We start from the raw sequence: 13,516 nt of genomic DNA on the forward strand, positions 1-13,516 counted from the left end.
ATGCAAATATAGGTGCATACAAAAATAGAAATACTAAAAATAAATATATACTAGATGTTATTTTCTTTAACTTTAAAATAGTAACCCACCGCCTTCCTTGTCAGACTCGTCTTCAAACTTAGACATTACTGCCATAGATATTAATATAACTATCATCATAAATATAGATACAGCAGATCCAAAATTCCAATCTCCCACAACTGTAAACTGTTGTTCTATTAAATCTCCTATTAGCATAAATTTACCACCGCCTAATAGTCTAGATATTGCAAATGTTGTAACTGCTGGCATGAATACCATTGTAATTCCTGATATTACGCCAGGTAAACTTAGCGGGAAAATTACCTTTGAAAATACTTGTATAGTATTTGCTCCTAAATCATGTGCTGCGTTTATTAAATCATTATCCATTTTAGATAATGATGTGTATATAGGAAGTACCATAAATGGTAAAAAATTATAAACCATTCCTAATAATATAGCAAAATTAGTATATAATATACTTACTGGTTGTACTCCAAATATTCCAAGGAATGAGTTTAAAAGTCCATTTTTTCCAAGTATAGCTACCCATGCATACGTTCTTAAAAGGAAATTCATCCACATTGGAAGTATAAATAATAATATCAAAGTTCCCCTTTTACTCACATGCATCTTAGCTATTATATAAGCTACAGGATATCCTACTAAAAGACATATTATAGTAGAACCACCAGCTAAAATAATAGAACGTAAAAATACCTTCCAGTATATAGGATCCATTAATTCTTTATAATTAGCTAAAGAAAAAACATATCCATTGTCCACTTCTCTAGTAAAACTAAAAAATACAACTAATATTAAAGGAATTACTATAAATATCGCACTCCATATTATATACGGATATGCTAAGATAGATTTTCTTTTCATAATTAATCTCTCTCTTTTCTCATTATATGAATATCTTCTGGATATATATCCATACCTAATTCTGATTCTACTTCAACCATTTTAGTATTATGAAGTAACCAAACTCTGTCATTTTCTTTTACTTCCATTTCATAGTGAACACCTTTAAATACAGCTGATATAACTTTTCCCTTTAACATACCTTCTTCTGGTTTAACCATCTTTATATCTTCAGGTCTTATTACAACCTCTATTTCCTCGTCTTTTTCAAAACCTTTATCAACACAGTCAAATGTTTTATTACAAAATTCAACTTTGAAATCTTCTAACATTTTTCCATCAAATATATTACTTTCTCCTATAAACTTAGCTACAAATGAATTTTGTGGCTCATTGTATATATCCTCAGGAGTTCCCATTTGTTGAATTTCACCTTTATTCATTACTATTATAGTATCTGACATTGTAAGAGCTTCTTCTTGATCATGAGTTACAAATATAAAAGTTATTCCTAATTTTTGTTGCATCTTTTTTAATTCTATTTGCATCTCTTTTCTCAACTTTAAATCTAAAGCTCCAAGTGGTTCATCTAATAAAAGTACCTTTGGTTCATTTACTAATGCTCTTGCTATAGCTATTCTTTGTTGCTGACCTCCACTTAAGGAATCAACTTTTCTTTTTTCAAATCCTTCTAATGCAACTAACTTTAACATTTCTTTTACTTTTTTATCAATTTCATTTTTATTCATCTTTTTAATTTTTAACCCAAATGCTATATTTTCATAAACATTCATATGTGGAAACAAAGCATACTTTTGAAATACTGTATTTACTTGTCTTTCATATGGAGGTAAATTGTTCATCTCTTTTCCTTCAAATAACACTTTACCTTCATCTGCATATTCAAATCCAGCTATTATTTTTAAAGTTGTTGTTTTACCACATCCACTTGGACCTAATAAAGTTAAAAATTCATTTTTCTTTATATCTAAATATAAATTATCTAAAACTTTATTATCATCATAAGCCTTAGATATTCCTTGTAGTTTTATTATATCTTCTACCAATATTAACACCTCTTTTCTAAAATGACGGCGGAGTAGTAACCCAAATCACCTTTGATACAGTTTTCCCTGCATTAGATATATAATGATTTGCCCTTGGTTTGAAATAAAAACTTTCTCCTTTTCTTACCTTACTTTTCTTATCTCCTATATGTACAAATATAGATCCTGCTATAACATATCCAAATTCCTCACCTTCGTGAGGCTTTTCTTCTTTGTATTGACCTCCAGGAGATAAAGTTATTATTATAGGCTCCATCTGGTTTTTTTGTGAATTTGGAATTAACCATTTTAAAGTATATTTTAGTTCTTCATCTTCAGTTTCAAACATGTCCTCTCTTGTAAAAGAGATTCTCTCATTATCTATTTCATTAAAAAACTCCCTTAAATTAGTTCCTAAAATTTCAAGTATATCTATAAGGGTAGCAATGGATGGTGATGTTAAATTGTTTTCTAGCTGTGATATAAATCCTTTTGATAATTCACATCTATTAGCTAATTCTTCCTGGGTTAGTTGCTTTTCAATTCTCATTCTTTTTATTTTTTCACCAATGTCCATAGTCCCACCTCCTTAATATTTTATGTTAATTTTACTAAACATTGAGTTTAAAATTGCTAAACACCAAATGTTATTATATAAAATTATATATCATAATTCAATAGTTTTGTTAATTTTTTCAAAATATAATAAAGCTAGTATTTTACTCCTTTTATTAAAGTGCCATCATTTAATAAGTGTTTATATTAATAATTATAAAGTTTAGTATGTCTAATTTTTATAATTTAAATTTATTAAAGATATCAAAACTTTAAATTAATCTTAACAACAAATAAATACTATATAACTTTTTACACATATAAAGTTCCTATATCTTATAATGATATTTTTTAAAATCATTATTCACTTAAAATAACTTATATCAACTTTTTATGCTATTATATTTATAAAAATATTTATATATAATATGTTATATATATATGGTATTATATTTAATTATAATGCTAAAAATAATAATCAATAAGGAGATGCTGCACTTTGATAAAAATAGGTGATTTTAATAAACTTAAAATAGTAAGAAAAACTGATTTTGGATATTTTTTAGATGGTCAAACTGAAAATAGTAAGGATGACATTTTACTTCATAATAGATTAGTTGGAAAAAATTCATTACAAGTTGGCGATGAAATTGAAGCTTTTATATATAAAGATTCAGAAGATAGAGCTGCTGCAACTTTATTACCTCCTAAAGCTAAAGTCGATGAGATAGCTTACCTAAAAGTCGTTGCTCATACACAAATAGGTAGCTTCATAGATATTGGACTTCCTAAAGATATATTAGTACCTTTCAAAGCTAGACATTACGAATTAACAAAAGGAGAAAGATATTTATTCTATATTTATCTAGATAAAACAGGTAGATTAGCTGCTACCACAGAAATAGATTCTTATCTTTCAACTGAACACAGTTATAATATTGGAGATAAAGTAACTGGAGTTGTATATGGATTCCAAACTAATAATTCAGCAATGATTTGTGTTGACAATAAATTTGCTGGAGTTATTCTATTTAATGAATACTTTACTGAGCTAAAGATAGGAGATCAAGTAGATTTAAATGTAATAAAGATATATGAAGATAATAAACTAGGACTTACTCCTAGACAAGGTAGAAAAGAAGAATTAGACTCTCTTGAAGAACAAATAATAAATTATCTTGAGGGCGCTGATGGTACTATGAGATTTAATGATAAATCTTCACCTGAGGAAATATATACTGTTTTTAATTCTAGCAAGAAAAATTTCAAACGTGCTCTAGGTGTACTAATGAAAAAAGATCTTATAACTCAAGATTCACAAGGAACATATTTAAAATAATATATATACTTAAACTATATTATAAAAAGCCTTGTATTAAAATAAATTTTAATACAAGGCTTTTTGCTTTTAAATTCTATTAACACCTGTTTTTATTGCTGCTTTTTTTACTGCTTCAGATACATTTTTCACAACATTTTTATTAAATGGGTTTGGTAATATATGTGTTGGAGTTATATCTTTTTCACTTATTGAGTTCGCTATTGCATATGCTGCTGCTATTTTCATTTCTTCATTTATCTCTCTTGCTCTAATATCTAAAGCACCTCTAAATACTCCTGGAAAAGCTAATACATTATTCACTTGATTAGGAAAATCAGATCTACCTGTTCCTACAATAAAAGCACCTCCAGCATTTGCTTCATCCGGCATAATCTCAGGAGTTGGATTTGCCATAGCTAATATAACTGGTTTTTTTGCCATAGTTTTAACCATTTCTGATGTAACCATATTTGGACCAGATACACCTATAAAAACATCTTTATTTTTTATTATATCTTTTAAATTTCCCTTTTCACCTTGTAAATTTGTTACTTTCATTATTTCCATTTGAGCCCAATTTAAATCCGACATTCCCTCTTCTAAAGCACCTTCTTTATTACATAAAACTATATTTTTAACATTCATCCCTAATAATATTTTTGCTATAGCCATTCCTGCTGAACCAGGTCCATTTATTACTATCTCAAGTTCTTCTATATTTTTTTCTATTAATTTTACAGAGTTTATTATAGCAGCTGCAACAACTATCGCTGTCCCATGCTGATCATCATGAAATACTGGTATATTCAACTCTTTTTTCAATTTTTCTTCTATTTCTATACATCGTGGAGAGCTTATATCTTCTAAATTTATACCTCCAAATACTGATTCTAATAATTTTACCGCCTTTACAATTTCATCTACATCATTAGTATTCAAACAAATCGGAAAAGCATCCACATTTGCAAACTCTTTAAACAGTATGGATTTCCCCTCCATAACTGGTATTGATGCGCTTGCTCCTATATCACCTAAACCTAATACCGCACTTCCATCACTTACAACAGCCACTAAATTTCCTTTTGATGTATATTTATATACATTTTCCTCATTTTTATATATTTCTAAGCAAGGTTGAGCTACTCCTGGTGTATATGCTATAGATAAATCATCTTTGTCTAAAATATTTATTTTACTTTTAACACTTATCTTTCCTTTTTTCATTTCATGCATTTCTAAAGCTAATTTTGCATAATCCTTCGCCATAAAATTACCCCTCTCATGTTAAATATATATTCACATAATTTTACTTAGCATATATTTTTGCAGCTTTTTCATATATATTATTTCCATAACTGTCTATAGCTACTACTAATCGTAAATCTTCTACTTCAAGCTTCCTTATTGCTTCTGCCCCTAAATCTTCATATGCAATAATTTCACAAGATTTTATAGAATTTGAAATATATGCGCCTGCTCCACCTATTGCAGCAAAATAAATTGCATTATATTTTTTTATTGCATCAATTATTTTTTTTTCTCTCTTCCCTTTACCAATCATTATTTTTAAACCTTTATTTAAAAGCGGTATTGTTAAATCATCCATTCTATAGCTAGTTGTAGGCCCTGCTGAGCCAATAACATTACCTGGTCTAGCTGGACTAGGTCCAACATAGTAAATAGCTTGTCCTTTCATATCAAATGGAAGTTTTTCATTATTTTCTATGCATTTTACTATCCTTTTATGTGCCGCATCTCTAGCTGTATATAATATTCCACTTAAATTAACTATATCTCCACAAGTTAATTTTAAAATTTCTTCACTTGTTACAGGAGTATTTAATTTAATCATTTAATTTTTCCTCCTTTATAATATTACTTTCATATGCCTTGATGCGTGGCAATTTATATTAACCACAACAGGTAATCCTGCTATATGAGTTGGAAATGTTTCTATATTTAAAGCTAAAGCTGTTGTACTCCCTCCCAAACCTTGTGGCCCTATACCTAGTTCATTTATTTCTAAAAGTAACTCTTTCTCTAATTTTTCAATATATGAATTTTTATTATTTTCTCCTATATTTCTTAGTAGTGCTTTTTTTGCTATCTGTGCACATTTATCTACAGTTCCCCCAATTCCAACACCTATTACTATAGGTGGACACGGATTAGAGCCTGCTTCTTTTACTGTGCTTAATATAAACTCTTTTATACCTTCTATTCCGTCAGATGGCTTTAGCATTTTTAATCTGCTCATATTTTCACTACCAAATCCTTTCGGTGCAAATTCTATACAAATTTTATCTCCTTTAATTATTTCATAATGAATAACTGCTGGAGTGTTATCTTTTGTATTAATTCTTGTTATAGGATCTACTACAGATTTTCTCAAATATCCATCTAAATATCCTTGCCTTACACCCTCATTTATTGCATCAGTTATATTTTCTCCATTGATGGCTACATCTTGTCCTAGCTTTACAAAAAATACTGCCATTCCAGTATCTTGACATATAGGTATATTTTTTGATTTTGCTATTTTTGCATTTTCTATTAAAATTTTTAATATATCTTTTCCCAAAGGACTTTCTTCATCTTCAATTTTTGATTTTATACAACTTATTACATCGTGTCCTAAATATAAATTTGCTTCTATACACAACTGTTTTACTTTTTCAACAATTAAATCAGACTTTACAATCCTCAAACGAACATACACCCCTTTTTCATAAAAAATATTCGCATTTATATTTAAACTTTAGCATCTTTTTTGTGTTTTCTCAACTAAATTGAAATTTTTTATATTATAAGAAGGTTTTTTATAAAAATTATCGAATTAGTTATAATACCACTTTTTTGGTATAATTTTTTATTATTTTTTTAAGAATATTGAGGAGTGAAATTTATGAGTTTTGAAATAATAGATCTTACTATAAAAACTTTTGATAATATCAATCTACATTATAGAAAAGATCTAGTTGATAATCCAAAAGCCATTGTATTAATTTCCCATGGTCTTGCTGAACATTGCGGGAGATATGATTATGTCGTTAAGAAACTTAATTCTTTTGGCTATAGTGTATATAGATATGATCACAGAGGACATGGTTTATCAGATGGTAAAAGAGGTTATCTTGAAAAATATGACGTCTTATATAAAGACTTAAATAAATTAGTAGATTTAGTAAAAGAAGAAAATCCAAATACTCCTCTATTTATGTTAGGTCATAGTATGGGTGCCCACACTTTGGCTTGGTTTGGTTGTAATTATAAAACTAAAGTTAATGGAATGATTTTTTGTAGCCCTTTAATTTGCGATACATTTAATTCAACAGATATTGAATGTGATTCTGATAATCCATTTACTTTATTACCAGAAGTTAGTTCTCATACACTTACTCACGATATTGATATAATCAATTCCTATGAGAGCGATCCTTTAATTCTAAATAACATAACATTAGGTATGTATAATCAACTAAGTAAAAGTACATCTGATTTAAAACAAAATTTAATAAACTTTAACTATCCTTGCCTTATACTTCATGGTTCTTCTGATAGCGTTGTATCTTATGAGGATAGTGAATTTTTATACAAACAAATTTCCTCTACTGATAAAAATATTATTATCTTAAATAGCCTTTATCATAGACTACTTGATGAAATTGTAAAAGATGAAATTTTAGTAAAAATATCTAAATGGATAGAAAAAAGACTATATTAATGTTAAATTTTATAATAATTTTAATTAAGGTCTGAAATATTAATTTCAGACCTTAATTTATGTATTTTAAAATTTTTATTTTATAATATCTTCAAATTCACAATTTATAAGTTTTTGTAAATCTAATGGTGATAATTCTATTTGATATCCAATTTTACCTGCACTAACAGTTATTGTGTCTAACTCTTTTGCTGTTTCATTAATAAAAGTATTGTATAATTTTTTCATACCTATAGGAGAACATCCTCCTCTTATATAACCTGTAATTTTATTAATATCTTTGACATGAATCATATCTACACTTTTCTCTTTAGCTGCTTTAGCTGCTTTTTTTAAATTTAAATTTTCATGTACTGGTATAACAAATACATATATATTCTTGCTTACACCATGTGTAACTAAAGTCTTGTATACTTGTGTTACATCTTTTCCTATTTGATTTGCTACTTCTACTCCATCAACATGATTTGTATTAACTTCATATGACCACATTTTATAATTTATTTTATTAGAATCTAATATTCTCATTGCATTAGTTTTAACTTTTGACATTTTATTTATTCCTTTCCTCTTTTATAACAATTATACACCTTATATTGTACTATAATATGATAGTATTTCCCAAGAAATACAAATTATATTTTTTACTAATAAAAACAAAATTGCCTCAAAATTAGATTCTGAGACAATCCCGTTAACTTATTTTAAATATTTAATTATTTATATCGGTCTAGTATATTCTTTTAACCAGATTTTTTCTTCATCATTTAAATATGGTTTTATTATTTCATATACTTTTTTATGGTAGTTATTTAGGTATTCTTTTTCTTTTTTGTCCATTATATCTGGATTAATTCCATCTAAATCTATTGGAGCATATGTAACAACTTCAAAATTCAAAAATTGTCCATATTCATTTTTTTCTAATTGCTTTACAACTATTTCATTTTCAGTTCTTATTCCATGTGAACCTTCTATATAAACGCCTGGTTCGTTAGTTGTTACCATCCCTTCTTCTAGTATACAACTATCATCTATATCATCTCTAATTTTCCATCTAAATCCATTTGGTGATTCATGCACATTTAATACAAATCCGATACCATGACCTGTTCCACACTTATAATCTATTCCTAAATCCCATAGAGGACCTCTCGCGAGTATATCCAGATTATATCCTCTTGTTCCATGTAAAAATTTAGCCATTGATAATCTTATCATACTTCTAGCTACTGTAGTAAAATGTAATTTCATTTCTCCTGATATTTTACCTAATACTAAAGTTCTGGTTATATCTGTAGTCCCATCATAGTATTGACCTCCAGAATCTATCAAGAATAATCCTTCTTGCTCTAATTTGTAATCAGTTTCCTTAGTCGCACTATAGTGCATCATAGCTGCATGATCTTTATATGCTGCAATAGTGCTAAAACTTGGTTCAATAAATCCTTCTTGCTTACTTCTAAATTCTTCTAGTTTTTTCTCTGCGCTCACTTCTGTAATCTCAAATTTATCAACATTATTTTTTATCCAATACATAAACTTAGTAAAAGCTACTCCATCTTTAATATGACTGTTTTTTATATTTTCTAATTCCACCTTGTTTTTTATTGATTTAAATAAAATAGTAGGATTTCTTTTTTCTATTTTTTTTATACCCTTAGGAATACTATTATAAATACTATAGCTCACATTAGATATATCTAATAAAACAACTTCATCTGACTTTATATTTTTAATAAATTGATATATATCATTATAAGATTTTATTTTGATACCTTTTTTACTTAATTCATTTCTTATATCTAAGTCTAATTTATTATCTTCAATAAATAAATACACTTCATCTAGCATTATAATTGCATAAGAAAGTACTACTGGATTATATTTAATATCATTCCCTCTTATATTAAATATCCAAGCTATATCATCTAGCGTAGCTACTATATGAGTAGTAGCTCCTACTTGTCTCATATACTTTCTTACTCTTTCTATTTTTGAACTAACACTTTCTCCTGTGTACTTTGTATCTAATAAAAATGCTTTTTCATTTTCTAAATTCGGTCTATCTTTCCATATTTTATCTATTAAATCTTCTTCGTACTTAATCTCAATATTTTTATATTTTAATTTTCCAGCTAATTCTTCTCCTTCTTTTGCAGAAAATACTCTTCCATCAAATCCTATATTTGAATTTTCTGGAATATTATTTATTAAGTACTCTTCAACAGTAGGAACCCCTTCTTCACCCATTTTAAATAATTTCATACATGAATTTTCAATTTCCTTAGCCGCTTGTATAAAATATCTTCCATCTGTCCATAATCCAGCTTCATTTTTAGTAACTACAACTGTTCCAGCTGAACCTGTAAATCCTGAGATAAAAGTTCTTGATTTAAAATATTCTCCAACATATTCACTTTGATGGTAATCTGCTGATGGTATTATATATGCAAATATTTTTTTTTCTTCCATAATATTTCTTAGCTGTTGTATTCTTTTATTTATCATATCTATAACCGCCTTCCCTTTAAAATTCTCTACTTTATATTATATACTAATATTAATTAATAAAAACTCATCAATAATTAATATATCTTACATATCCTTAGTTGTTTTATATCATTTTGTAAATTTCTTCTTTACTCAGATTTATATTATTTTCAATTGTCTCTTTTATCTTAACAGGACTATCACCTAATATAAATATTTTGTCTGCTAAAAACAAAGCTTCTTCTATATCATGCGTTACAAATAAAACAGTTCTTTTATCTTTTATTAAAATATTTTTTAAATTTTCCATTATAATCTTTTTATTCTTTACATCTATTGATTTAAAAGGTTCATCCATTATTACAATTTTAGATGGATATATAAACGCTCTTATAATATTTATCCTTTGCCTAATACCTCCACTAAGTTTTTGTGGATAATATGTTTTAAATTTTTTTATGCCTACCATATCTAAGTAATAGTTACAAATATCTTCTAGTTCTTCTTTATCATAAAACTTTTTACCTACTATTTTTATATTTTCTTCTACATTTAACCACTCTATCAACCTATCTTCTTGAAAAATATAACTTATCTCCCTCTGTTCTATTGTTTTTAAGGAGTTTGTATCATTTTTAACTAATCCACTTATTATATTTAAAAGTGTACTTTTTCCACATCCAGACTTGCCAAGTATACAATTAACTTTATTTTTTGCAAAACTAATATTAAAATTTTTGTATAGTATATTATCTTTATAGCTTTTATTTATATTTTTTATAGCAATCATTAATTCTTCCATATAAAGACTCTCCTTAATATTATTTTTTGGCATATATTTAACATTAAAGAGATTAAAATAATTATAATAATCCATCCAAATATTCCCGATGTATTAAAATTAATTTTTTCTAATTGAATCATAGTTCCCATTCCATAAGTTGGTTGACCATGTACCTCTCCTGCTATAACTACTTTTAATGCTAACGAAAATGTTGAGCCTAATATTGAAGCTAATTGAAATTTTATATTCGGCAAATATATTTTTAATATTTTATATTTAAGGTCTATATTATATAATTCTGCCATTTCTAATATTTTTTTATCAATTCCAGTAATAGAACCTAAAACACTTTCGTATAAAATTGGAAATACTATAGCGAAACCTACTATAAATGGTGTATCATCTTTGTCGAACCAAATTAGAGTTAAAACAACTAAAACCATTGTAGGTATAGATTGAGCTAAAGCATTTATAGGCTTTAATAAATTTCTAAATATCTTATTTGCATATGATAATATTCCTAAAATAAGAGCCGTAATCAATGCAAATAAAAAACTAAAAATGCACCTTCCTACAGATGAAAATATATCTATACAAAACCTTTTACTATTAATAATTTCATCAATACTATTAAACACTTGCCCTAGTGTTGGCAAATAAATGTCATTATTTATTAAAACTGCAACTATTTGCCATATAAATAAAAACATAATAGAAAATATTAATATCTGAAATTTATCATTTCTCAGTAAAGTAAATTCCTTCATCTGGTAGCTTTCCTCCTACTGTCTTAATGTCAAATTCAGATAATTTTTGATAGTAATCGTTATACTCTTTTTTCATATTTTTAATTGGTATAAAATTTAAATTTGCTCTTTTTAAAGATTCTCCTATAACTTTATGTTCTGTAGAAATTCCTATTTCTTTGCAATATTCTCCTATTTTAGAAGTATTTATATTCGCCCAACTTATACTCTCCGTTAATGCTCCTAAAAATTTTTCTACAAAGTCTTTATTTTCTTTTATAAAATCTTCTTTTATTATAAGTGTAGATTGAGGATAACCTTCTTTAAACCCAGTAACCTCTTTCCATTCATCATTTAAGCTTTTTATAACTTTAATTTCTTTGTTCTTTGAAGTTAATGCTGTTAGTGCTGGTTCTGGAACAAAAGCTGTTTTTATCTTACCTGTAAGTAGCATTGGAATTAATTCATTAGCAGAATTGACATAATTAAAATTTATTTTACTTGAATCTATATTTTTAGCTTTTAATATATTTTGAACTATACTCTCTGGTGTTAAGCCTTTTCCTATATTTCCAACTTCTTTACCTACTAAATCCTCAAAGTCTGTTATATCCTCTGAAGATACCAAGTAAAAAGATCCCATTCCTACTGTACCTGCTATTTTATAATTCGAAGTTTTATTATATGCAATTGCAGCCATATTTGATGGAACTATAGCTATATCTATTTTTTCTTTCATAACATCAGTTGAAAGTGCTTCTGCTGACTTCTCAATTATATAATTTTGTTTATATTCATCTTGTATAGAGATATTTTCTTTTGCTAATTTAGCCATAGATATAGCAGGTAAACCATCTGGTGCTGCTATATTAACTTCTTTATATACCTTTGTTTCTTTTTCATTATCCATTTTTTTGTTACACCCATATAAAAGTGTTGTACTTAATACTACAGATAACAATATTGATATTTTTTTTCTCATGTCACTTCCCCCTTAAATTAAATAAATATTTAATATAATTTCGGTTATTTTGTAAAAAATACCTTCTTTTTGGTAAAATTAAATATTTTTTAAATTCCTTAAAATAAAAATAGCCTCTAGGACAAATACGACCTAAAGACTATTTTTTATATAAATGGATTATAAAACCTAGAACTATTAATATTAAACATAGTTATTGATATAATCAATATAACAATTAATGCTAATATTGAAATATAATCTTCTTTCTTAAATTTTTTCATACTATACCAAGTACGCTTTTTCCCATTTCCAAAAGCTCTTAATTCCATAGCTAAGCTTATTTTATCAATTCTTTCTAAACTTGAAAATATCAAAGGCATAAGTATAGATGCTGAATTCTTAATCCTTTTTGAAATTTTCTCATTTTTAGATAAATCAATTCCTCTAGCTTGTTGTGCAAACGCTATATCTTTATAATCCCTTTGCACATCTGGTATATATCTTAAAGCTATTGATACTGTATATGCTGCCTTATAATTCACACCTAATTTATTTAATGATGATGCAAACTCACTAGGATCTGTCGTCAATATAAATAATAAGGCAATTGGAATAGTTGAGAAATATTTTAGTATTATATTTAATTCATAAAATAATTGCTCCACTGTCAAATTATATGGTCCTATTATATGAAATAAAATATGCCTAGTTCCATATATTTTTACTCCCTCTTCAGGAGAAAATATAAATATCATTAATGCATTTAACAACAAGAAAAATATTATAAAATAAAGTACAAATGATATTTCTTTTAATTCTATTTTAGATACTTTAAACGTCGCTATACCTAAAATAAAAATTAAAACTAAAACTCTAGTATCATAAGTTATCATCGCTGATAATGTCCAAAGTAAAAAACATATTAATTTTGTTGCTCCAGTTAACTTATGTATAGGAGAGTCTTTTTTTATATACGATAACATTTCTGAATTCAT

Annotated in this window: 14 protein-coding genes; 2 read left to right on the top strand and 12 right to left on the bottom strand. The window is 26.7% G+C overall.

Annotated elements, in window-relative coordinates; genetic code table 11:
- Window positions 1-72 precede the first annotated feature (72 nt).
- The 3 genes from CHF27_RS06805 to CHF27_RS06815 are packed head-to-tail and all read right to left on the bottom strand — an operon-like array spanning window position 73 to window position 2,511.
- Window positions 73-909: an ABC transporter permease gene (locus tag CHF27_RS06805; protein ID WP_095406269.1), complete on the bottom strand. Its 837-nt coding sequence runs from the start codon at window positions 907-909 to the stop codon at window positions 73-75.
- 2 nt (window positions 910-911) lie between these two features.
- Complete coding sequence (gene potA / locus CHF27_RS06810) at window positions 912-1,955, bottom strand: spermidine/putrescine ABC transporter ATP-binding protein (RefSeq protein ID WP_095406270.1); 1,044 nt, start codon at window positions 1,953-1,955, stop codon at window positions 912-914.
- Between the two features lie 16 nt (window positions 1,956-1,971).
- The gene (locus CHF27_RS06815) at window positions 1,972-2,511 is read right to left on the bottom strand and encodes a helix-turn-helix domain-containing protein (protein ID WP_095406271.1); all 540 of its coding nucleotides are present in this window, start codon (window positions 2,509-2,511) and stop codon (window positions 1,972-1,974) included.
- Between the two features lie 477 nt (window positions 2,512-2,988).
- Here CHF27_RS06815 and CHF27_RS06820 point away from each other — a divergent pair, with 477 nt between their 5' ends.
- Complete coding sequence (locus tag CHF27_RS06820) at window positions 2,989-3,828, top strand: CvfB family protein (RefSeq protein ID WP_095406272.1); 840 nt, start codon at window positions 2,989-2,991, stop codon at window positions 3,826-3,828.
- Window positions 3,829-3,897: 69 nt separating this feature from the next.
- On the opposite strand, the gene CHF27_RS06825 is transcribed toward CHF27_RS06820, so the two are convergent.
- From CHF27_RS06825 to CHF27_RS06835, 3 genes are read right to left on the bottom strand one after another with little or no spacing between them, the layout of a single operon-like run.
- Window positions 3,898-5,076: an NAD(P)-dependent malic enzyme gene (locus CHF27_RS06825; RefSeq protein ID WP_095406273.1), complete on the bottom strand. Its 1,179-nt coding sequence runs from the start codon at window positions 5,074-5,076 to the stop codon at window positions 3,898-3,900.
- Between the two features lie 40 nt (window positions 5,077-5,116).
- Complete coding sequence (locus tag CHF27_RS06830) at window positions 5,117-5,662, bottom strand: Fe-S-containing hydro-lyase (RefSeq protein ID WP_095406274.1); 546 nt, start codon at window positions 5,660-5,662, stop codon at window positions 5,117-5,119.
- 15 nt (window positions 5,663-5,677) lie between these two features.
- Window positions 5,678-6,517, bottom strand: coding sequence for a fumarate hydratase (locus CHF27_RS06835; RefSeq protein WP_095406275.1), 840 nt, complete (start codon window positions 6,515-6,517; stop codon window positions 5,678-5,680).
- 198 nt (window positions 6,518-6,715) lie between these two features.
- On the opposite strand from CHF27_RS06835, the gene CHF27_RS06840 reads away from it, so the two are divergent.
- A complete protein-coding gene (locus CHF27_RS06840; RefSeq protein ID WP_095406276.1) occupies window positions 6,716-7,534 on the top strand; it encodes an alpha/beta hydrolase in 819 nt (272 codons plus the stop codon).
- Window positions 7,535-7,609: 75 nt separating this feature from the next.
- Here CHF27_RS06840 and ybaK read toward each other — a convergent pair whose 3' ends face one another.
- The 6 genes from ybaK to CHF27_RS06870 all read right to left on the bottom strand — a co-directional run bounded on the left by ybaK (window position 7,610) and on the right by CHF27_RS06870 (window position 13,516).
- Window positions 7,610-8,086: a Cys-tRNA(Pro) deacylase gene (ybaK, locus tag CHF27_RS06845; RefSeq protein WP_095406277.1), complete on the bottom strand. Its 477-nt coding sequence runs from the start codon at window positions 8,084-8,086 to the stop codon at window positions 7,610-7,612.
- A 168-nt stretch (window positions 8,087-8,254) separates the two neighbouring features.
- Complete coding sequence (locus tag CHF27_RS06850; protein WP_095406278.1) at window positions 8,255-10,045, bottom strand: aminopeptidase P family protein; 1,791 nt, start codon at window positions 10,043-10,045, stop codon at window positions 8,255-8,257.
- Window positions 10,046-10,151: 106 nt separating this feature from the next.
- Window positions 10,152-10,829 (bottom strand): ABC transporter ATP-binding protein, encoded by a 678-nt coding sequence (locus tag CHF27_RS06855; RefSeq protein ID WP_095406279.1) that lies wholly within the window; start codon window positions 10,827-10,829, stop codon window positions 10,152-10,154.
- A complete protein-coding gene (locus tag CHF27_RS06860) occupies window positions 10,817-11,578 on the bottom strand; it encodes an ABC transporter permease (RefSeq protein ID WP_095406280.1) in 762 nt (253 codons plus the stop codon). The genes CHF27_RS06855 and CHF27_RS06860 overlap by 13 nt, the downstream gene beginning before the upstream one ends.
- Window positions 11,550-12,539 (bottom strand): ABC transporter substrate-binding protein, encoded by a 990-nt coding sequence (locus CHF27_RS06865; protein WP_095406281.1) that lies wholly within the window; start codon window positions 12,537-12,539, stop codon window positions 11,550-11,552. Before CHF27_RS06865 ends, CHF27_RS06860 begins: the two co-directional genes overlap by 29 nt.
- Window positions 12,540-12,685: 146 nt before the next feature.
- Window positions 12,686-13,516 carry an energy-coupling factor transporter transmembrane component T family protein gene (locus CHF27_RS06870; RefSeq protein WP_095406282.1) on the bottom strand — a complete coding sequence of 277 codons (831 nt, stop codon included), beginning with the start codon at window positions 13,514-13,516 and terminating at the stop codon, window positions 12,686-12,688.

It is taken from the genome of Romboutsia maritimum (assembly GCF_002251085.2).
In the GTDB taxonomy this organism is placed as follows: domain Bacteria; phylum Bacillota; class Clostridia; order Peptostreptococcales; family Peptostreptococcaceae; genus Romboutsia_B; species Romboutsia_B maritimum.